At 69.1% G+C, this 19,414-nt stretch carries 19 protein-coding genes; 4 read left to right on the top strand and 15 right to left on the bottom strand.

Annotated features, from left to right (window positions below; translation table 11 throughout):
* The first annotated feature begins 532 nt into the window (after positions 1–532).
* The gene (locus ABN028_RS17400; protein WP_349697291.1) at positions 533–1,027 is read left to right on the top strand and encodes a hypothetical protein; all 495 of its coding nucleotides are present in this window, start codon (positions 533–535) and stop codon (positions 1,025–1,027) included.
* A 132-nt stretch (positions 1,028–1,159) separates the two neighbouring features.
* On the opposite strand, the gene ABN028_RS17395 is transcribed toward ABN028_RS17400, so the two are convergent.
* From ABN028_RS17395 to ABN028_RS17385, 3 genes are read right to left on the bottom strand one after another with little or no spacing between them, the layout of a single operon-like run.
* Positions 1,160–1,615, bottom strand: coding sequence for a CoA-binding protein (locus ABN028_RS17395; protein WP_349328076.1), 456 nt, complete (start codon positions 1,613–1,615; stop codon positions 1,160–1,162).
* A 48-nt stretch (positions 1,616–1,663) separates the two neighbouring features.
* The gene (locus ABN028_RS17390) at positions 1,664–2,488 is read right to left on the bottom strand and encodes a VOC family protein (RefSeq protein ID WP_349328077.1); all 825 of its coding nucleotides are present in this window, start codon (positions 2,486–2,488) and stop codon (positions 1,664–1,666) included.
* Positions 2,485–2,823, bottom strand: a complete 339-nt coding sequence (locus ABN028_RS17385; RefSeq protein WP_349328078.1) for an ArsR/SmtB family transcription factor — start codon at positions 2,821–2,823, stop codon at positions 2,485–2,487. The genes ABN028_RS17390 and ABN028_RS17385 overlap by 4 nt, the downstream gene beginning before the upstream one ends.
* Before the next feature lie 226 nt (positions 2,824–3,049).
* Here ABN028_RS17385 and ABN028_RS17380 point away from each other — a divergent pair, with 226 nt between their 5' ends.
* Positions 3,050–3,328 (top strand): DUF6221 family protein, encoded by a 279-nt coding sequence (locus ABN028_RS17380; RefSeq protein ID WP_349328125.1) that lies wholly within the window; start codon positions 3,050–3,052, stop codon positions 3,326–3,328.
* A gap of 50 nt (positions 3,329–3,378) precedes the next feature.
* On the opposite strand, the gene ABN028_RS17375 is transcribed toward ABN028_RS17380, so the two are convergent.
* From ABN028_RS17375 to ABN028_RS17360, 4 genes are all read right to left on the bottom strand, one after another.
* A complete protein-coding gene (locus tag ABN028_RS17375; RefSeq protein WP_349328079.1) occupies positions 3,379–3,615 on the bottom strand; it encodes a GntR family transcriptional regulator in 237 nt (78 codons plus the stop codon).
* A gap of 89 nt (positions 3,616–3,704) precedes the next feature.
* The gene (locus ABN028_RS17370) at positions 3,705–4,928 is read right to left on the bottom strand and encodes an SAM-dependent methyltransferase (RefSeq protein ID WP_349697290.1); all 1,224 of its coding nucleotides are present in this window, start codon (positions 4,926–4,928) and stop codon (positions 3,705–3,707) included.
* Between the two features lie 27 nt (positions 4,929–4,955).
* Complete coding sequence (locus ABN028_RS17365) at positions 4,956–5,849, bottom strand: NAD(P)-dependent oxidoreductase (RefSeq protein ID WP_349328081.1); 894 nt, start codon at positions 5,847–5,849, stop codon at positions 4,956–4,958.
* Between the two features lie 90 nt (positions 5,850–5,939).
* Positions 5,940–7,766 (bottom strand): S9 family peptidase, encoded by a 1,827-nt coding sequence (locus ABN028_RS17360; protein WP_349697289.1) that lies wholly within the window; start codon positions 7,764–7,766, stop codon positions 5,940–5,942.
* 164 nt (positions 7,767–7,930) lie between these two features.
* On the opposite strand from ABN028_RS17360, the gene ABN028_RS17355 reads away from it, so the two are divergent.
* Entirely contained in the window at positions 7,931–8,710 is a 780-nt protein-coding gene (locus ABN028_RS17355; protein WP_349697288.1) for a dihydrodipicolinate synthase family protein, read from the top strand.
* A 6-nt stretch (positions 8,711–8,716) separates the two neighbouring features.
* On the opposite strand, the gene ABN028_RS17350 is transcribed toward ABN028_RS17355, so the two are convergent.
* From ABN028_RS17350 to ABN028_RS17330, 5 genes are all read right to left on the bottom strand, one after another.
* Positions 8,717–10,030 carry an alpha/beta hydrolase gene (locus tag ABN028_RS17350; protein WP_349697287.1) on the bottom strand — a complete coding sequence of 438 codons (1,314 nt, stop codon included), beginning with the start codon at positions 10,028–10,030 and terminating at the stop codon, positions 8,717–8,719.
* A gap of 10 nt (positions 10,031–10,040) precedes the next feature.
* Entirely contained in the window at positions 10,041–11,444 is a 1,404-nt protein-coding gene (locus ABN028_RS17345) for a metallopeptidase TldD-related protein (protein ID WP_349697286.1), read from the bottom strand.
* On the bottom strand, positions 11,441–12,952 hold the full coding sequence (locus tag ABN028_RS17340; RefSeq protein ID WP_349697285.1) for a TldD/PmbA family protein: 1,512 nt from the start codon (positions 12,950–12,952) through the stop codon (positions 11,441–11,443). The genes ABN028_RS17345 and ABN028_RS17340 overlap by 4 nt, the downstream gene beginning before the upstream one ends.
* Before the next feature lie 79 nt (positions 12,953–13,031).
* Positions 13,032–13,808 carry a class I SAM-dependent methyltransferase gene (locus ABN028_RS17335; RefSeq protein WP_349697284.1) on the bottom strand — a complete coding sequence of 259 codons (777 nt, stop codon included), beginning with the start codon at positions 13,806–13,808 and terminating at the stop codon, positions 13,032–13,034.
* Complete coding sequence (locus tag ABN028_RS17330; RefSeq protein WP_349697283.1) at positions 13,805–14,281, bottom strand: hypothetical protein; 477 nt, start codon at positions 14,279–14,281, stop codon at positions 13,805–13,807. Before ABN028_RS17330 ends, ABN028_RS17335 begins: the two co-directional genes overlap by 4 nt.
* 71 nt (positions 14,282–14,352) lie before the next feature.
* Between ABN028_RS17330 and ABN028_RS17325 the strand changes: the two genes are divergently transcribed.
* Positions 14,353–15,309: a LysR family transcriptional regulator gene (locus tag ABN028_RS17325; protein WP_349697282.1), complete on the top strand. Its 957-nt coding sequence runs from the start codon at positions 14,353–14,355 to the stop codon at positions 15,307–15,309.
* Positions 15,310–15,325: 16 nt separating this feature from the next.
* Here the strand turns inward: ABN028_RS17325 and ABN028_RS17320 are convergent, their stop codons facing one another.
* From ABN028_RS17320 to ABN028_RS17310, 3 genes are read right to left on the bottom strand one after another with little or no spacing between them, the layout of a single operon-like run.
* Complete coding sequence (locus ABN028_RS17320; protein ID WP_349697281.1) at positions 15,326–17,395, bottom strand: hypothetical protein; 2,070 nt, start codon at positions 17,393–17,395, stop codon at positions 15,326–15,328.
* Positions 17,392–18,513: a glycoside hydrolase family 130 protein gene (locus ABN028_RS17315; RefSeq protein WP_349697280.1), complete on the bottom strand. Its 1,122-nt coding sequence runs from the start codon at positions 18,511–18,513 to the stop codon at positions 17,392–17,394. The genes ABN028_RS17320 and ABN028_RS17315 overlap by 4 nt, the downstream gene beginning before the upstream one ends.
* Positions 18,510–19,412 carry a carbohydrate ABC transporter permease gene (locus ABN028_RS17310; protein ID WP_349697279.1) on the bottom strand — a complete coding sequence of 301 codons (903 nt, stop codon included), beginning with the start codon at positions 19,410–19,412 and terminating at the stop codon, positions 18,510–18,512. Before ABN028_RS17310 ends, ABN028_RS17315 begins: the two co-directional genes overlap by 4 nt.
* Positions 19,413–19,414 lie beyond the last annotated feature (2 nt).

The following is a 19,414-nucleotide window of genomic DNA, read 5'->3' as shown; positions in this document are numbered from 1 at the left end:
CCCCCCCCCCACAACTCCGCTGCCCACTCGGTACGGGTGTGACCGAGTTGAGCCTGACCTGGCCGGCGACTCTGTCACATGATCCACTATTTTTGCCCCTGGGCTGGCGCCAATGGGATCAAACGGGAGAAAAGTAGGTGCCATGTCGCCATTCGAACCCCCAGCCAGCCACCGCTCGGGACCAGACTTCATGCCGCCGGAAAGTCCGGGGGCTGCAGAGTCGTACTCGCCGATGCCCCCGGTCATCCGGCCGCAGAAGTCTCGGCGCCGAACGGCGCTCATCGTGGCTGCGGCAACCGCGGCCCACGTCGTCATTGGTGCGGTGATTGCGTCCGCACACGGGTACCTCCCGCTTGGCGACGGGCCAGACACCGAAACCGTGTCGAAGCCAGTGGGTACGACCCGACCGAAAGCATCTCCGACCGGTACCCGGACTCCCTCACCGGTACCGACGGAGACGGCCGAGGCCCCGAAGCAGAGTGCTCGTGCCGACAAGCTCACTGCACGAGACTGGTACGGCGACGACAAGACAGTGGCGTACTCGAATGGTGATGCCGAGGCGACGATGCACGTGAAGGGCACTTGGGACCATGAAAGCTGTGCTGGCGCGGGCCGGAGCGCCTTGGGCCGGAAAGCCTTCGACAATGGTGGCTGCCTCTACGGCATCGAGATCGCCATGGAAAACGGATCCGGACTGTTCTGGATCGACCAACGAGTGTTCGCCTACCGGGACGAGGCGTCCGCCGAGGCCGCCAGGAAGCTCATCGAGCAGAACGCCGACGAGATCGCCGAAGCCATGAGCTTCGGCATCCCGGAGATCAGCGCCCATCATGCTCTCGGAAGCGTCGACACCTTCGGCCGATGCATGGTCGTCGCGACCGCCGCACTCGACATGGACGGGATCAAGAGAAGCGGCAAGCAGGCGTTCGACAAGCTCCAGGACCAGGTCGTCGTGGTCTGGACATCCATCAAGGTGGAACCGGTCAACGCCTACATGTTCGGGGCCTACCAAGAGTCCTGCGGTTGAGCCCGCCGGGGTTTGCGGCGTGATGTGACTGTGCTGGGTAGGGGCTGACCGGCCGGGCCCTTTGGCGGTCAGCCCCTACTCCACCTTCGATGGCTCGGTCGCCGGTCGCCGGTCGTGGCCGGACCGGCCCGCTCAGACCTGGCCTTGCAGCGTGCGCACGGCGTCGGCGATGTACGCGTCGGCGACGTAGGTCAGCCCGGCAGACTCGACGATGCGGCGCGCCTCCTGAGATTCCGCCTCCGATGTCCAGCAGCCGCGTGGATCCGTGACGCCTTCCGCCGACAGTCCGGACTGGCACCACACGGCGGTGGCGCCCATCCGTTGGGCGTCGGCGACGATCCCGGGGAGCTCCTCGATCGGCCGGAAGACATAGACCAGGTCGCCGCGGCCAGGAGGGACGCCGATCCGCGTCTCTACGATCTCGCCGTCGCGAAGCTCACTGGCGAACACGTCGTCTGGCTTGGGCCCGCCGAACACCACTACCTCATAGCCTGCACGGGTCAACGTGTCTGGCACATCTCGCGACGGCCAGTCGTGCAACACGACGGTGCGGGCCTCTCGGAGGATCTCCTCGCAGCGAACTGGCATGTTTTTCCCCTCTCCTGCCGTTCTCACCGGCTGGCGTGGTCGTGGGTGTCAGTGCATGGTTGGGCGGGCCTGGGCGAAGACCCACCGCTGGCCCTCGAGGTCTTCGGCGATGTACGTGCGCTCGCCGTGGAGGTGGATGCCGCGCACGATCGTCGCTCCGTTCGCCTTCGCGTGAGCGAAATGCGCGTCCAGGTCGTCGACGTACACGCGGGTCATGTGGGTGACCGGCAGGTCTTTCGATGGGGCATTCTCCAGCGGTGAAAGGATCACGATGCTGTCTCCGACGTGGAACTCGATCCACGACGGGCTGGCGCCTTCCTCCGGCGGGCTGTCGACGTCCCAGGAGCCGAGCTGGAAGACGGTACGAAGCCAGCGGGCGGCTGCCGGCGGATCTTCGTAGGACAGGACGATCCCGAGCCGACCCTGCTCGCGCGGCGTGCGCGGCGCGGAGCCGCGGCGCGTGCACCAGGCCACGAACGTGCCGAGCATGTGGACCCAGCCGAAGCCGATCGTGGTTGGGTTGCCGCCAGGAAGGAGGTACTGCTCGACCTTGACGCGCGTCCCGTGGTCGGTGGCCTCGAAGCGGATGTCGGTCTCGGTGTCCTGGACGGTGCCGCGGAGGATCAGCCGGATTCCTGGCTCCCACACGGTGATCCGTGCGGTTTCCAGCATGTCCCCGCTGGCCTCGTCATAGATCTCGAGGATCCGGCCGCCGACACCGGGTTCCATCCGAAGCTCCGCCAGCCGTGACGCGTCGTGGAAGTTGATCGGCCCGCGTACCCACCACAGGTCGATCTCTTCGGTGAAGACCATGAAGGCCGTGTGAGGGTCGAGATCCACCTCCACCGAGGCCGAGGCCGATGTCCTGGTCACGGGCGGGGCTCCTTGCGTTCGGCATGGCGCTTGAAGGACTGGAGTTGCTCGTTCCAGTGGGCCTGCACCTGGTCGAGCCAGGCCTGGACAGCTGTCAGGGACTCGGGCCGGAGGCGGAAGATGCGCACGCGGGCGTCGTCGGGCACCCGTTCGTCGGTGACGAGACCGGCACTGAGGAGGACGCGCAGATGCCTGCTCATGGCGGGCGCGGAGGTTCCGGTCGCCTTGGCCAGCTCACCCGCGCGATGGGGGCGTTGGCCGAGCAGTTGGACGATCTCCCGGCGCGTGTGGTCGGCGAGGGTCTCGAAGAGCCTGTCGGCCCGTTCATCGGTCACGGACGCAATAGTTGCAGCATCTGTTAACTATTGGCAAGCCCTCGGTGGCGCTCGATTCGAGTCGAGTTGTTGGAGGTTTGTCGCCTTAGAAGCCGACGAACCTCCAACGCACACAGGCCAGCGGTCCGCTGCTTTCGCGTCCGGGAGTCGACGGCCCAGGGCTCTGGGTCCTTAGCCCCTCACCGGGCGGATGGTCCACTACGTACGGTCGAAGGCCGTGGAGACCATGGACCACTTCGTCCTGAAGCGGGTAGTCGAAGACGAACGGCGCGCGCTCGCGGAGTACAACCGGGACCTGAGCCAGGAGCGACTGGAGTGGGTGCTCGAAACGTGCCGTGCACGGCGCCAGTTGGTCACCATGTATCGGGCAACTCGGGAACCGCGCGAGGCACATGCGGCGTATGCGCTGTGCCTGGCGGTCGTCGCCGAGTTGTATAGCGATCATCCGGATTACGATCAACGCTGGCGGCCGATGAGAGTCGTCGAGGCGGCTCACCTCTCCTGACATCTGTCAGCACTACGCCTGGTGCTCCCCACGCACCGCGCCTGATCCAGCTATGTGCGCTCGGCGATGTACCGTCCCTTGCCCTTGACCGTGTAGATCACGCCTTGACCGGTGAGGTCGTCGAGCGCATGGCGGACGCTGCCGATGGACACGCCGCATTCTTGGGCGAGCGACCGGTCGGAGGGCAGTCGCCGACGGTAGGTGCCGTCTTCGATCCTCGCCGTGACGATCTCGAAGACCTGCCGCCACAAAGGCACAGGCGAGTCGTGATCTACCTCGCTGATCATGCTCCGGAGAGTAGGTAGCCGTGCATACCTACAGTCCCCTGCTGCATGCCCACGCGTCGGCTTCGATTGTGACCGCTCCGCTGGGCCGATCAGGTCTCCAGCATGCTGGCCAGGGCCGGGCGTACACCCCACTGCTCCACCATCGTGGCGTACTCCTCGGCGACGTTCGCTCCAGACACGGCACCCGTCCGGATGGCGCGGAGCAGCACGTTGCGGGGCGTGTGTTCGCTGCCCACGAACTGGATCGCCTCCACCCGGTAGCCGTGCTGGCGCAGGATGGACGCGCGCAACGCGTCGGTGAGCACGTCCGCGAAGCGTTCGCGCAGGATGCCGTGCCGGGTGATCATCGCGTACGGGTCCGGGACCTCGGCCTGGCTCAGCTGGGTCTGGATGTCGTGATGGCAGCACGGCGCGGCGAGGATGACCGGGGCCTCCCAACGCACCGCCCGAGCCAACGCCTCGTCCGTCGCCGTGTCGCAGGCGTGAAGGGACAGCACGACATCCGGCGGATCGGGAACGGTAGCGGCCTCGATGGAGGACTGGACGAAGGTCAGCTGCCGATCCCACCCGAGAGACGCGGCCAGCTCGGTGTTGCGTTGCCGCGCCTGAGGGCGCACGTCGACGCCCACCATCTGCAACGGGAATCCACGGACCGTGGCGAGGTAGCTGACCGCGGCGAAGGTGAGGTAGGCGTTCCCGCAGCCAAGATCGACCACTCGCAACGGCCGCGTGGGCGTCGGTCGGTGGACGCGACCGGTTTCCACGGCGTCGTCGACGGCGGGTTCGAGGATCCGGAGGAACTCGTCGACCTGGCGGTACTTCGACTGCCGGCTGGGCTTGATCTGGCCGCGATGGTCGGCGATGCCGACCGCGCGCAGCACCGGATCGTCCACCGGCAGGAGTCGTGGCTTCGCCCGGTCATGCTCCCGGCGTACGGCCACCTCGGCGTCGCTGCCGGCCTCACGCGGCTTCGTGTGGACCTGCGCCTCACCCTTCTTGGTGACCCGAACCTGCACCACCTCGTCGAGCGTGTCGACGTGCCAGTTTCCGAAGGGCAGCTCGAGCAGCTCCTCGACGGCCCCGGCGGCGTCGCTTCCCACCGCGCTGTTGTGGGTGTGGGCCTGGGCTTCGTCGTACGTCGTCACCTGCAGAGCCCGGCCCGCCTTGAGGTCGACGTAGCGCAGCTCGGCCCGCCGCCACGGCACGGTGTGCCCGCGGCGGCGGCCGGCCGCGACGGCGCGAACAAGGCGCTCGGGGTCGAGCAGCATGGCACGCACGCGGTCGAGCGCGGCGCCGAGAGGTTCAGTGGGCATGGTGGTTCACGTCGGCATCGTCCTGGCCTACTCCTGGCGCGCCTGGATCCCGGACAGGCGTTCCAGCGCCTTGACGAGTGCGTGGTTGCCCTCGGCGCCGAGGCCGTCGCGCTGGAGGGTGCGATAGAGATGGAAGATCGTGCTCGTCGCGATCGTGGGTACGCCGAGTTCGTCGGCCGCCTCCATCACCAGCCTCAGGTCCTTCTGCTGGAGGTCGATCGTGAAGCCCGGCCGCCAGTCGTCGCGGATCACCTGCGGTCCGCGGTTGGCGAGCATCCAGGAACCGGCGGCACCGCCTTCGACGGCCGCGATGGTCTTCTCCAGGTCGAGTCCGCCGGCCTTGGCGAAGACCAGCGCCTCGGCGACGCCGAGCATGGACACGACGACGAGGATCTGGTTGACGAGCTTGCAGGTCTGCCCGGCGCCGACCGGCCCGACGTGGGTGATCGTGCTGCCCATGGCGTCGAGGTACGGGCGTACGCGGTCGACGCTGGCCGCGTCGCCGCCGACCATGATCGACAACGTGCCCTTGGCCGCGCCCTCGCTGCCGCCGGAGATCGGTGCGTCGAGGAAGCCGACGCCACGTTCGGCGAGTGTCGCCGCCCACCCGCGGGTCGCCTCGGGACTGACGGTGCTCGCGTCGACGATGAGGGATCCGTCGCTGACCCCCTGGGCGAGACCGTTGTCACCGAACAGCACCTGCTCGACGTCCGGCGTGTCGCTCACACACGTGAAGACGACGGGGCAGCGCTCGGCCACCGCACGCGGCGAGTCGGCCACCTGGGCGCCGGCCGTGACCAATGGCTCGGCCCGCGCGGCCGTGCGGTTGTAGACCACGACGTCGAATCCAGCGCGGAGCAGGTTGCCGGCCATCCCGGCGCCCATGATGCCGAGTCCGACAAAACCCACTGGCTCACTCATGCGGTCGTCCTTCTCCTTGCTCGATCACGGTCACGTGCAGTCTCGCGAGGCACGTCTGCATTGTCTCGGTCCACGTCTGCCAGGTCACGGTCACGTCCGGGCGAGGTGCTTGGCGAGGAACTCCAGCGCCGGAGGATACGCGTCGAGCTGGTTGACCTGGCGGGCCAAGCCGTGCCCCTCGTCGGCGTACACCCGGAGCTCACAGGGGATGTCGCGGGCCTGCAACGCTGCGACCAACTGCTCGGCCTCCGACAGCGGCACCCTCGGGTCGTTGGCGCCGTGGATGACGAAGAGCGGTGCGCGGATCGCGTCGACCCTGGCGAGTGGACTCGCCTCGTGCAGGAACTCACGGTCGTGTTCCAGGGAGCCGTACTCGCGTTCGCGGTGGCTGCGTCGGTAGCTCGACGTGTTCTCCAGGAACGTCACCAGGGAGGCGATCCCCACGATGTCCACCCCGGCCGCCCAACGCTCGGGCTGGAACGCGAGTCCGGCGAGGACCATGTAGCCGCCGTACGAACCGCCGTAGAGCGCTGCCCGCGCCGGGTCGAGGCCGACGGTCGGCAACCAGTCGTGGATGGCGGCGAGGTCGGCCACCGAGTCGAGCCGGCGGCGTACGTCGTCGAGGGCGTACCACCGTTTTCCGTACCCGGTCGAACCTCGCAGGTTGGGCACGAGGACGGTGTGTCCCTGCGCGACGAGCCCGGCGACGATCGGATTCCACTGCTGGACCGACTGGCTCTCCGGACCACCGTGGATGACGAGGACCGCGGAGCCGTCACCGCCGTCGGCCGGTCGGTAGACGAACACCGGGATCCGTTCGCCGTCCGGCGTCGGGACGCGGTGCGAGGTCGGGCGCGGGAGATCCTCCGGCAGCGGCGGCGCGTCCGGTGCGCGGACCGGGGTCAGCACACCGGTGGAGGGGTCGCACCGGATCGCGTACGCGGGTCCGGCTGGAGAGGAGTAGGTCACGGCCAACGCCGCACCAGACCCTGACCACACCGGGTCGGGAACACGGACCAGCGCGGGGCATCCGCCCGGTGGGAGGTCGAGCACGCGCACCAGGCCACCGTCCGCGAGCCGGTGAATCGCCAGGGATATCGCTCCGTCGTCGTTCGTCGCCACCAAAACGTGTTCACCGTCCGGGGACGCCCATCCGATGAGGTCATGGGCGTCGTTGGCGACGACTTCGCTCCATGTGCGGCCCGCCAGGTCGTACCTCACGACCGCGGTCATCTCCCGGCCGCTGTTGGTGGACAGCAACAGCCCGCTGGAGTCAGGGAGCCACGAGGGCGTACGCATGAACGCGTCGTCGTCCCATGCGGTGATCTCCTCGGCCTGACCGTCGGCCGTCGACACGAGGACGAGTTGGTAGGAGTTTGCGGGAGCGTTGGGCCGGGTCAGGGCCACCCAGCGGCCGTCGGGTGAAGCCTCAGCCTCCAGGACGTAGCCGCCACCGTCGTAGAGAACTCGTTCCTCGTCGGTCGCGACCTCGCGGATGACGAGATCGAAGTCGACGCCATTGCGGCGGTTGGTCAGGTAGAGCACGCGGCCGGGCTGGACGCCGGCGAGCCGGTGCAGCCAACGCGGATCGTGGACGAACGGGCGCAGGGTCGGCAGCTCGGACGAAACCTCCTCGGAGAGGTCGAGGAGGGAGAGCTGCGCACGTTCGTTGCCGCCGGCATCGTGTTCGACGACGACGGTCCGGCTGTCCGGAAGATAGCGGCCGTTCGCGGGACCGTCGAGAGCGGTCAGCTGCCGCCATGATCCGTCGGTTCCGGCCTCGTAGAGCTGCATCGTGCCGGACGTGTCGTTGCCCAGGAGCAGCCGGCCGGTGTCATCGACGTCGCGGGCGGCGACGGCGGGAGCGGTGATGAGCCTGACCAGGAGCTCATGGGCTGGGAGGACGCCTGTCGCCATGGGAGGACCGTAACAATCCCGGCGCCCAGCCGTGGAACCGCGCCCTGCCCGGTCCCGGTCAGGGCACCGGTTGACGGCCGCCCGGCCTGAGCGAGTCATCAGATGTCAGACAGAATGGGTGCGGAAGATGCCCGATGTCTGGCCGGTACGAACGAGGAGACTTGATGGCAGATCCAACGTTTCGTGGTGTCGGCGTCGCCCTGATCACTCTCTTCGCCCCCGACGGGTCCGTTGACGTGCCCGGCACAGTGGCCCACGCCCAGCGACTGGTCGACGCCGGAGTCCGCGCCGTCCTGGTCGCGGGGACTACCGGCGAGGCGGAGACACTGGAAGAGTCGGAGCGGGAGGAGCTGATCGCGGCGACCCGCGACGCACTCCCGGACGACGTCACCGTCATCGCCGGCGCCAGCGGATCGTGGGCGCGGGGAGCGGCCGCCCGGGCAGTGGCGGCGCGCAAAGCCGGTGCCGACGCCGTGCTGGTCAGCCCGGCTCGTGCCGGTGTGGACCAGGTAGCGCTCTTCTCCGCGGTCGCCGAGGCGGTCGGCGACTCAAGCCGGGTGATCGGTTACCACAATCCCGGGCCTCTCGGCGTGCCCGGGATCGAGGTCTCCGCGCTGTCGGACCTGCCCATCGGCGCGGTGAAGGACTCCTCGGCCGACCCGGCGCGGCTGCTCCACGAGCTGTCGACGTGGGACGGGAACGTCTACGTCGGCTCCGGCGCGCTCATCGCTCTCGCTGGCCCGGTCGGTGCGACCGGCGCCCTGCTGGCGTTCGCGAACGCCGAACCGGAGACCTGCATCGCGGCGTTCGGCGGCGACGCGAAGGCTCAGCGGTCCCTGGCCGATCTGGTCGTCGAGGTCCGCGGATCCGGTCTGCGCGCGATCAAGCGGGCCGCAGCCGCGAGGTACGGCGTGTCCGACGTCCTCCGCCTGGCGCTGCGGTAACGGGCGTCACCAGGGCGGATCGGCATCGGTGTAGGCCGGCTGGGGCAGCGGCTCTCCTAGGAGGAATGCACGCACGAGTCGGCGGTGCACATCCGGCCGGCTCGTCGTGACAGTGTGTCCGGCGTCATCGACGGCAAGCAGCGTTGCCACGGGGAGCACATCCCGATACTCCCGCGTCGCCTCCCAGGAGAGGTAGTCGCACTCCGCCCGGAGCACGAGGACGGGTGCCGTGGCGAGCTGGAGTGCGGGCCTCGGATCAGCGACCTGAGCCGCGTCCATTGTCGTCGCGACGTTGGCCCAGAAGCCGAGCCCGCGTGGCCGTTCCGCTGAGTCCGCGGCCGGTGAGTCCCTGTCGGCTGGATCATCGGCTGCGGCAGCCGCCGGTGAACACCCGGGACGCATGTCCAACTCGCTCACGAAGGCCTCGAAGACGCCGTCCATCTGGGAGTCGGGAAGAAGGGTGTGAGCGGTACGCGGACCAACTGTGCCGGCTAGCACAGCGGCGAGAAGGAAGCGCGGGTAACGTCCGAGCACCTCCTGCTGGTTCCTCTGTCCCGCTTCGGTGAGCCGCCCGCGATCAGGGAATGCCGGCGGCCAGATCTCCCCTGGCGAGTCGATCACGGCTCGAGCCACCCGATGCGGGTGGGCAGCGAGATAGTGGGCGATCAGCGTGCCGCCCCACGAGGCTCCGACAAGGACCAGCCGGTCGGCGTCCAGGATTTCCCGGATTCCGTCCAGGTCGGCGACGTGCCGGGCGACCGTGTATTCGCGGACGTCTGGCAGGCGTTCGGACAAGCCGGCCCCGACCTGGTGGTAGTCGTACACGTCGAAACCGACGTCGGCGAGTGCCCGCGTCAGCGAGTCCTGGCGTGAGGCGGGTGCGCCGGGGCCGCCGTGGACCAGGATGACCGGCGTGGGCCGGCGTTCGCCCGTGGCGGCGGTGTGCGTGTAGGCGAGACGAGAACCCGTGGGGAGGTCCCAGAACCTCGTTTCCGCGGTCGGCTCGGCCGGGCTGTAGGGCGGTGCGGGAGCGAGGAGCAGCGAACCTGTGCTCGCGGTGACGATGGCGGTCGTGAGAACAGAGACTCCGCCGGTCAGCCCACGACGCCAGCTGCGGGTTTCGGCGATCCGGCGGACCGCCGGGCGGACCACGTGACCGGTACAGACCGACACCCCCAGCGCTGCGACGACGGCGGCCCACCGACTGCCGGAGAGAGAGGCCGTAGCCGCCAGGGCTGTCAACGCGCCGATGACCCCGAGCGGGATCGCGGCGACGACCACGAGCCACCACGCCGTCCGCCGCAGGACCAGGCCCGTCATCAGGGGTGCCTCAGCTGGCCTGGCTCACGCTCGACATGTTGAAGTCGGGGACCCGCAGGGCGGGAGCGGCCACGCGAGGGAAGTAGTCGCCCCATTCTCGCGAGAACGCCGGCACCGTACCGCCCGCCTCGGCGAAGCGCCCCAGCAGGTCGACCGGACTCTCGTTGAACCGGAAGTTGTTGACGAGACCGACGACCTCGCCGTTCTCGACGAGGTAGACACCGTCGCGGGTCAGCCCGGTGAGCAACAGTGTCTGTGGGTCGACCTCGCGGATGTACCACAGGCAGGTCAGCAGCAATCCGCGTTCGGTCCGGGCGACCAGGTCGTCGATCGATCCGGCCGGGTCCGGGATGTCGAGGATGAGGTTGTCGACGTACGGCGTGACCGGCAGACCGGTGAGCTCGGCGGAGTACCGGCTGGTCGCGAGCGCCGACAGTTCGCCATCGCGGATCCAGTGCGTACCGCCCTGGGTGAGGCCGTTGTCGAAGACACTCTGGGTGGACGACGACGAATGGGCCACCACGAACGGCGCGCACTCCAACCCGGAGTACGCCGGGTCGGAGTACATCGCGAGGTTGCTGGGGGAGAGGCGTTCGCCCACCCGGGTACCGCCACCGGGTTTGCTGTAGACCGTCTGCCCCTCGTGGGCGTCCCGCGCCGACATGGTCCAGTACGCATAGATGAGCAGGTCGGCGACCGCGGTCGGCGGCAGCAGCGTTTCGTACCGGCCGGCGGGCAGTTCGATCCTGCGCTCGGACCAGTCCAGCCTGCGGTCGAGCTCACCGGCCAGCGTGGTCGCGTCGACGTCGGTGAAGTCCCGCGTCGCCTGGCCTACCCAGGCCGAGCCGCTGAGGTCCGCGGACTTGCCCGTCATGGTGACGAAGCCGGTCGGCTGGACGTGGCGCATGCGCAGGCCGGTGGACGAACCGAGGTAGACCGTGCTCAGGTCGTGTTCGACGAAGCCGTAGTGGTGCCGGCCCGTGTCGCGGGCCTTGCCGAAAGCGTCTCCGAGGGCGGGTGCGAAGGTGTCGAAGACTCGGATGGAGGTCTCGGCGGGCGGTTCGTTCCAGTCGGAGGTGGCAGCGCCCTCGATCAGCGGCTGGGCGTCCTCGGCGGCATCGCCTGCTCGGGCAGCCTCCTCGGCGGCCTTCACGACGGCGTCGATCTCGTCCCTGGTCAGCGCGCTGCGGGTGACCACGCCGGAGGAGGTCCCGGTCTTGCCGGCGACGGTCGCGATCACGGTGAGGGAGCGGGTCAGCATGACGCCGTTGGTGGTGAGGGTGTTGTTGGCCCAGCGAAGGTTGGCGCTGGAGGACTCCGTGGCGAGGACGACGCACCCGTCGGCCTTGGACCTCGCCAGCGCGCGCTCGACGGTCTCCTGCAGGGTCAGGTCACTGCTCACTGGTGTGCTCACCGTCCGGATTCCTGTGTGGTGTTGAGGATGCGTACGCCGCGGAACAGTGCCGACGGGCAGCCGTGGCTCACCGGTGCGACCTGCCCGGGCTGGGCCTTGCCGCAGTTGAACGCGCCACCGAGGACCCACGTCGCGGGTCCGCCGACCGCCTCCATCGAGCCCCAGAAGTCGGTGGTGGTCGCTTGGTAGGCGATGTCGCGCAGCTGCCCGGCGAGCTTCCCGCCCTCGATCTTGTAGAAGCGCTGCCCGGTGAACTGGAAGTTGTAGCGCTGCATGTCGATCGACCAGGACCGGTCGCCGACGACGTAGATCCCTCGATCGACGCGGCCGATCAGCTCGTCGGTCGATGGTCCGTTCGCCGCTGGTTGGAGCGAGACGTTGGCCATCCGCTGGATCGCGATGTGCGAGGGCGAGTCGCCGAATGCGCACCCGTTGGAACGGTCGTAGCCGAACGACTTCGCGATCCTGCGGTCGAGCTGGTAGCCGACGAGAACGCCGTCCTTCACGATGTCCCAGGACTGACCCGCCACGCCCTCGTCGTCGTAGCCGATGCTCGCGAGGCCGTGCTCGACGGTCCGGTCACCGGTGATGTGCATGACGTCGGAGCCGTACCGCAGCGTGTTGACCTTGTCCGGTGTGGCGAACGACGTGCCGGCGTAGTTGGCCTCGTAGCCGAGCGCACGGTCGAGCTCGGTGGCGTGTCCGATCGACTCGTGGATGGTGAGCCAGAGGTTGGACGGGTCGATGACGAGGTCGTAGCTGCCTGCCTCGACACTCGGAGCCTTGAGCTTGGCAGCGAGCAGGTCCGGCAGCTCGGCAAGTTCGGCGTCCCAGTCCCAGGTCGACGCGGGGGTGAGGAACTCCCAGCCACGCCCGGCCGGCGGCGCGAGGGTACGCATGGAGTCGAAGCGCCCGGACTCAGGGTCGTTGGCGAACGCCTCCAGTGTCGGGTTGAGCCGGACCCGCTGCTGGGTCGTGACCGTGCCGCTGCTGTCGGCGTAGAACTTCTGCTCCTTGACCTGGTAGAGCGTCGCACTCGTGTGCGCCACACCGTCGGCGGTCATCAGCCGGTTGCTCCAGTCGGCGAGAAGCGCCACCTTGTCGGGCTCGTCGATCGTGAACGGGTCGATGTCGTACGCCGACACCCACGTGACGTCGCTGTAGACGGGCTCGTCGGCGAGCTCGATGCGTTCGGCGTTCATCCCGGCCGCGACACCGGCCACCTCGACGGCCTGCTCGGCGACGCGGACCGCCTCGGCGGGGGTGAGGACGACACTGGCGGCGAACCCCCAGGTGCCGTCTTTGATCACCCGGACCGCAAATCCCGTGTCCTCCCCGTCGCGACTGCCGACGAGCCTGGCGTCGCGAAGGGAGAGGTTCTGGGCCCGGATGCGTTCGAGCCGGAAGTCCGCGTGTTCGGCACCCAACTCCCGCGCCCGGGTGAGGGCGGCGTCGGCGAGGGTACGCAGCGGCAGGCTGAGGAAGTCGTGATCGATGTCATGCGGCACGAGGCCGAGCCTAGTACGCGCCGTGGACGGCCCTCCCCATCCCGGCCCCATCCCATGATCATGATCATCTTTGGGCTGATCATCTGGGAGGGCCGGGGCGCCGAGCGACCACGCGCAGGCCGACCGGGGCGAAGCCGCCGTTGATGATCTCGCGTTCCTCGATGTCGCGCAGGGTACGAACGATGCGGAGGCCGGTTTCGTCGTCTTGGACCCATCCGCCCAGGTAGCGGTACAGGTAGGCGACCTCGAAGGTGTCGCAGGTGCCGAAGCGTCGCGTGACCGCGGCCGTCAGGGCGGTGCCCGGATGCATCGGCTCGCGGTCGTGGTGCCGGTACTGCCAGTGGCGCAATGGATCAGCGGCGAGGCTGGTGTCATCGGCATGGGCGAGGACGTTCGCTGCCTCGAGGATCGCGGCCATGTCGTAGAACCAGCCGGCGGTCGGCCGGTCGGCGCGTTCCCAGGCGAACTCGTCGAGCACCAGGTGCCCACCGGGCACCAGCAGGTCCCGGGCACGTGCGACCGCGTCGTCCAGTCGGGCCACATGGTGCAGAGACAGCGAGAACACCACCGCGTCGAACGGTTGGTCACTTGCATACTCGGCGATGTCGGCCGTGACCGCGCGTACTCCCCCGCCCGCCGCAGACCTGACCGCTTGTGGGTCGACGTCGACCCCAGTCACGTCGTAGCCCTTGCCGGTCAGAGCGAGGGCGAGATCGCCGTTTCCGCAGCCGGCGTCGAGCACGCGGGCGGGTGGGGCCGGCAGGTGAGCGGACAGGATGTCGGCCTGCTCGGCGGCGAGGGCCGTGCTGGGCCGACGCTGTCCCTGACCGGCATGAGACCTCGCCTTGGAGGTCATGAAGCGACGCTCTTTCGGCGTGCCCAGGCGAACGCGACCCACAGCGCGGTCGCGAGGGTGAGGATCCCTGTCCCCTGGAAGAAGACGTCGTTCGGGACAACCAGGTCGCCGCCGCCGGGATAGATCTGCTCCAGGTCGTGCGGATCAGTCCCGATGAGTCGAAGAGCGACGTAGAGCGTGTGGTTGTAGCCGCCTTCGTACACGCCGATCAGGACGATCCAGAAGACCAGCACCAGCCCTTGATAGAGCCAGCGCGCCCATCGCCTGGTCCGCCCTGCGAGGAAGAGCCCGACGGTGAGGACGTACGCGACCGAGAACACGACGGCAAGGACGATCCGTTCGACGCTGGCGTAGCTGATCCCGCCGTACACGTGGTGGATCAGCGTGGTGAGGAACACCGCCGTGACGAGCCCGATCGACGGACCGGATTGGGTGGAGCGAGCGGATTGGGTGGAAACGTTCGTCGCAGTCATACGTTCCAGCGTGCGGCGACGCTGCCATGAGCGCAAATGCAGGTTTGTTGGGCTTGCCATAAGCTGTGTGCATGTTGGACGTCTGGTCGCTCCGCGTGCTGATCGAGGTCAGCGAGCGGGGGTCGTTCTCCGCGGCGGCCGCGTCGCTGTCGATGACACAGCCGGCGATCTCGCGGCAGATCGCCGGTCTGGAGCAGCGGCTCCGGGTGCGCCTCTTCCGGCGTGTACCCCGCGGCGTCGTGCCGACGCCCGCCGGCAGCGTGGCGGTCGACCTTGCCCGTGACGTGCTGGCCCGCCTGCGGGCGATGGAGGCAAGCCTTGACGCGTATGCCGGTCTTGACGCCGGTCAACTGCGGCTGTCCGCCTTCGCGAGCGCCAACACCTCGTTCGTACCGGAGGCGATCCGCCAGTTCAGCGACGCTCATCCGGGCGTGACTCTCAGCCTGGTTCAGGCCGACCCGTCCGGACCGCTCCCCGCGGTCCGAGAAGGGCGCGTCGACCTCGCGCTGGTAACTGCGTGGGAGCTGTTCGCCGACCCGCACGCCGCCAAGGGTGCGAGTGACCGTTCGCAGCTCACGCTGCAGCGGCAGGACGGTGTCGAGTTGGTCCCGCTCCTCGACGAGGACCTGCGCCTGGCTCTGTCGCGGGACCACCCGCTCGCCCGGCAACGGCGGGTCCGGCTCGCCGATCTTCGCACCGAGACGTGGATCGAAGGGGCGCACCCCGACTGCCTGGGGCCGATCGTTCCGTTGGCCGAGGCGCTCGGTGACCAGCCGCGGGTGGCTTTCGTCTGCGACGACTGGAATGGCAAGCAGGCGCTCGTCGCCGCCGGTGTGGGCATCAGTCTCGTGCCCAGCTTGGCGAGCGGTGCGATCCACAGCGGTGTCGTGCTACGACGGACCACACCGGCTCTGCCGACCCGCCGCCTGTACGCGGCCGTGGCCGAACCGCCCTTCCGACCTCCCGCGGTCACCGCGATGCTGGCCGTGCTCACCGCCCTCGCCACCGGTCACGAGCGGTCCGAATAAGCGGCGCGGGGCAACTTCAGCGGCGGATGACCGCACTGCAACCTGCCGGCAAGGTGACCTTGACAGTGGCGTCCGTCGTGGTGTGCGTACGCACGGTTCGCCCGGTTTCGTCGAGGACCGTGACGGCGGCCGTGCCGGAACCCGGGACCTTGACGGTGGTGGTCCGGGTGCCGCTGGCGAAGCTGCGCAGGAGCGCCGTGGCGTGACCCTCGCCTTCGAGGACGAGATGTTCGACCTCGGGCTGGACGAGCAGGGCGTCGACGAGAGCCGAACCGTGGGCACCGGTGGCCGTGACGGTGGTCACCTTGTCGACCGTCCGCGGCAGGGTCCGGACCGCGAGGAGGCCGGGGGCGGGTGAGTCGCCCTGGGCACCGACCTTGCCGTGGTCGACCGTTCCCAGATCGTCGGCGCCCGCCCCCCAGCTACTGGCGCCCGTGCCCGGTGTCAGCTCGACTACCGGCATCAGGACGCTCGGCCCGGTGATCGCGACGTCCAACGTGACGCTGCCACCCCGGCCCAGGCGTACGCCTGCGCCTCCGCTCCACAGGCTCTCGCCGGTCCAGGCCTCGGCCGGCTCGTGCCGGCTCGCGTCGCCGGCCAGGACGCCGGACTCGGCCTCGACCAGCTGCCAGGTGTGGCGTTCGGCGACATCGGCTGACCGGGCGACTGCGGCCACCTCGGGTGCGGCGTCGAGGGCGAGCATTGCGAGCAGGCCGTGGATGCTGGACTCGGCTCCGGAGTTCCGGTTGACCGTGCCGGTGCCGTCCACGCCGTCGAAGGTGCGGCCGGTCGCCGGGTCGTACATCGGCGTCCTCGCGGGGTTGTTCCCGAAGAACCACGCGGCCGCGACGCCGGCGACGGTCCGCAGGGCTGGCCGGCGTCCGGCGTCGGCCGCGGCCAGGAGCGACCCCACCCGCGACTGTGCGCCGTACGCGATCTGTACCTGGTCGGCAGGCGTGGGCAGCCAGCCGTTCTGCGGGCCGGCGGCGATCAGCAGGTGCGGCGTGAACGACGCAGTGTCGGACAGCGCGGCGTCACGTAGGCGCTTCTCGCCGAGCACGTCGTACGCCTGGGCAAGACCCGCCGGGGCGAGTCCACCCCAGGCGTGCCACACGGCGCGGGACAGGGACCAGGGAAGGACCGCTCCGTACGGCCACGTGCGCGGAGTACCGGCCCGCATCGCGGCGACGCCTTCGGCCAGTTTCGCGAGGACTCCGCGGGCGTGCGGGTCACCACTCGCCCGCACGTACGCGGAAAGGCCCAGGAGCGCCTCCCCGGTGGCGTCAGCCCCGTCGGCGATGAGCCAGGCGGGTGCGCGGGTGCCGTCGATGTCCAGCCAGTCGCCGTGGTGGTTGAGGACTTCACGGTCGACGGCGTCCAGCGCGAGTTCGAGCCGGTCGCGCAGGAACGCGGCGAATGCGGAGTCTTCCTGATCGTCCGAGCCTTCGAACGCCGCGTATCCCTCGCCCAGCGCCCAGAGGGTCCGGGCAAGCCAGTACGAATCGGCACTGTCGGACGGGTCCGGCTCCTCCTTGGGCTCGGCACTCGGGTTGAGGGTGCCGTCGGGCTGCATCCACAGCACGACGTTGCCGGCGTCGGGCCCGGTCTCGGTCTGCAGGTAGGTGAGCCTGCGCAGGAGGTCGTACGCCGCGTCTCGGCTGGACGTCGCCCCGGTCTGCCGCCAGTGCCGCAGGTAGACGACGGCGGCGCGGCTGATGTCGTCGGCGTTGTACGCACCCTGCCCGTAGGTGTCGGTCGCCGGGTCGTAGGTGCCGCCGCCGATCCATTTGTACGTACCGTCCGCCTGGCGGTCGGCGTAGGTCCACAGCACTCCGAGGTCGGGTTCCTCGCCGAGCCGGTAGGTGGTGTGCCGCGCCTGCCGTGGCGGGGCCACCTCATCGCGGAGCCAGTCCAGATGCGCGAGGTTGGTCAGCGGCTCGGCCGCACGGGCAGGTGCGGTGGCGGGTGCGCCGGCGATCGCTCCGACCGCTCCGACCGCCAGGACTCCGGCGACGGCGATGCCGGCAAGGAGCTTCCTTCGTACCTGCTGGGCCGTGCGTACGCGCGGGGCCGTGCGTAGGTTCATGGGATCCGCTCCAACCGGGCGACGCCGATCTTGGCGTCCGCCATGCCGTAGAAGACGTAACGCACGCCGTCGACTTCCTCGACGGCGGTGGGGAAGACGACGTTCGCGACGGTGCCGGTCAGTTCGTCCGCCGTCTCGGGTTCGAGGATCGGCGTGGGTGTGCGGGCGAGGACCTTCGTGACGTCGGACGGGTCCAGCAGCATCGCGCCCGCGCCGTAGCGCACCTGCTGGGTGGTCGGGTCCCAGCCGGGCGGAATGTGTCCGGCGACGCCGTGGTGGAGGAGCAGCCAGCCCTCCTCGACCCGGATCGGCGGCGGACCCGCGCCGATCTTGAGTTCCTCGTACGCGTACTCCGACAGCGCGACGAGCCGGTGGTCGCGCAGGTGCACCAGGGCGCCGAGGTCGCGCTCCACCGCCGCTGCCGGGACGTACGACACCCAGATCCCGGGACGCTCGTCGGTGACCCCTGCCGGCAGGTGGACGCCCTCGCCCGGGCGGAACCAGCCGAGGTCCCACATCGGGCGGTGCAACATCGCGTACGCCGGCTCGCCGTCAGGACCTGGTACGGGCTCGGGAAAGAAGACCGCGTCCTTGTTCGGAAACAGGTTCAGGTCGGTGTCAAGGTCAGGTTGATAGGAGAAGTGCAGCGGCCCGAGCCGCCGCCACTGGCACAGGTCCTCCGACACGGCCAGCGCGAGCTTCGGGCCGAGAGGGCCGTAGGCGACGTAGGTCATCAGGTGCACGCCGAGCCGTGGAATCCACGTCGTGCGGGGATCCTCGACGCCGGCGTTGGCGAGGCCGCGTTCCCATCCCTCGTCGGGGGCGAGTACGACGCCGCGGCGCTCGACGCCGACCGGTACGCCGTCCTCGAGCACCACCTCGGCGAGCCCCACCCGCGACACGTTGCCGGACGCGACCAGCCGGGGGAGCAGGTGCAGCCGGCCGTCCGGCGTACGACCGCTGGCGGGGTTGAGTACGCCGGCGGCTTCGAGGTCGTTGCCAGGTTCGGGCGCCATCACCACGCCCAGGCGGGTGAGGGTGTACGGAACCGATGTCGCCGAAAGGGCGGGGCCGTTCGTGGAAACGGGGGAGGTGTCCTGCTGTGTCAAACTGCTCAACCTTTCACGCTGCTGCCGAGGTTGGTGGAGACGAAGTGGCGCTGGAACGCGAGGAACAGCGCCACGGCCGGAGCGGCCAGCACGCACGCACCAGCCAGGATCGCGCCGAACGGGTTGGCCGCCCGGGCCGCGACGCTGTCCATGTAGCTGGCCAAGGAGACCGCGAGCGGCTGCATGTCCGCTTCCTTGGTGATGAGGAACGGCCACAGGAACTCGTTCCACGGACCGATGAAGGTCAGGAGCACCGCGGTGAGCAAGGCGGGCTTGACAAGGGGAACAGCGATCCGGACGAGGATCGCCAACTCGCCGGCCCCGTCGATGCGTGCCGCGTCGAAGAGTTCGGCGGGGAGCTGCAGGAAGTACTGCCGGAAGATGAAGACCGCCGTCGAGTTGATCGCGAACGGAAGGATCATTCCCAGGTAGTTGTCGGCCAGCCCGTAGTTGCGGGCGATCAGGACGTAGAGCGGGATGATCAGCAGCTGGAACGGCACGACCTGGACGAGCAGCATCGCGTGGAAGACGACACCGCAGCCGCGGAACTCCAACTGGGCCAGGGCATAGCCGGCCAGGACGCCGAACACCACCGTGGCAAGAATGACTCCGCCGGTGAAGAGGCCGGAGTTCACGAGCGAGCGGAGCAGGTCGATGGCCCCGTCGATCTCGCGGTAGTTGGCGAGGGTGAGGTTGCCCGGCGCCGGGAACGCGCCCGCGGGAGAGGTGTCGGGCTCGTCCTGCAGACTGCCGATCAGCATGTAGTAGAAGGGAAACAGGAATACGAACGCCCCGACCAGCAGGAGGACGAACCGCAGCACCGCTGGCCGGCGGGACCTCGTGCGACGGTCCCGCATGGCACTGGCCGTACGATGCCGACCGGGCGTCAAGGTGTCCTTGACGGTCATGC

Source organism: Actinopolymorpha sp. B17G11 (assembly GCF_040196095.1).
Classification (GTDB): domain Bacteria; phylum Actinomycetota; class Actinomycetes; order Propionibacteriales; family Actinopolymorphaceae; genus Thermasporomyces.
This window is presented reverse-complemented; position numbering and strand designations above follow the sequence as displayed.

What these genes read in the sequence shown, in the direction of transcription:
- ABN028_RS17325 (WP_349697282.1), top strand. Translation starts at nt 14,353, where the DNA reads ATGTTGGACGTCTGGTCGCTCCGCGTGCTGATCGAGGTCAGCGAGCGG.
- ABN028_RS17395 (WP_349328076.1), bottom strand. Translation starts at nt 1,615, where the DNA reads ATGCCAGTTCGCTGCGAGGAGATCCTCCGAGAGGCCCGCACCGTCGTG.
- ABN028_RS17320 (WP_349697281.1), bottom strand. Translation starts at nt 17,395, where the DNA reads ATGAACCTACGCACGGCCCCGCGCGTACGCACGGCCCAGCAGGTACGA.
- ABN028_RS17330 (WP_349697283.1), bottom strand. Translation starts at nt 14,281, where the DNA reads ATGACTGCGACGAACGTTTCCACCCAATCCGCTCGCTCCACCCAATCC.
- ABN028_RS17365 (WP_349328081.1), bottom strand. Translation starts at nt 5,849, where the DNA reads ATGAGTGAGCCAGTGGGTTTTGTCGGACTCGGCATCATGGGCGCCGGG.
- ABN028_RS17370 (WP_349697290.1), bottom strand. Translation starts at nt 4,928, where the DNA reads ATGCCCACTGAACCTCTCGGCGCCGCGCTCGACCGCGTGCGTGCCATG.
- ABN028_RS17375 (WP_349328079.1), bottom strand. Translation starts at nt 3,615, where the DNA reads ATGATCAGCGAGGTAGATCACGACTCGCCTGTGCCTTTGTGGCGGCAG.
- ABN028_RS17380 (WP_349328125.1), top strand. Translation starts at nt 3,050, where the DNA reads ATGGACCACTTCGTCCTGAAGCGGGTAGTCGAAGACGAACGGCGCGCG.
- ABN028_RS17335 (WP_349697284.1), bottom strand. Translation starts at nt 13,808, where the DNA reads ATGACCTCCAAGGCGAGGTCTCATGCCGGTCAGGGACAGCGTCGGCCC.
- ABN028_RS17310 (WP_349697279.1), bottom strand. Translation starts at nt 19,412, where the DNA reads ATGACCGTCAAGGACACCTTGACGCCCGGTCGGCATCGTACGGCCAGT.
- ABN028_RS17355 (WP_349697288.1), top strand. Translation starts at nt 7,931, where the DNA reads ATGGCAGATCCAACGTTTCGTGGTGTCGGCGTCGCCCTGATCACTCTC.
- ABN028_RS17350 (WP_349697287.1), bottom strand. Translation starts at nt 10,030, where the DNA reads ATGACGGGCCTGGTCCTGCGGCGGACGGCGTGGTGGCTCGTGGTCGTC.
- ABN028_RS17360 (WP_349697289.1), bottom strand. Translation starts at nt 7,766, where the DNA reads ATGGCGACAGGCGTCCTCCCAGCCCATGAGCTCCTGGTCAGGCTCATC.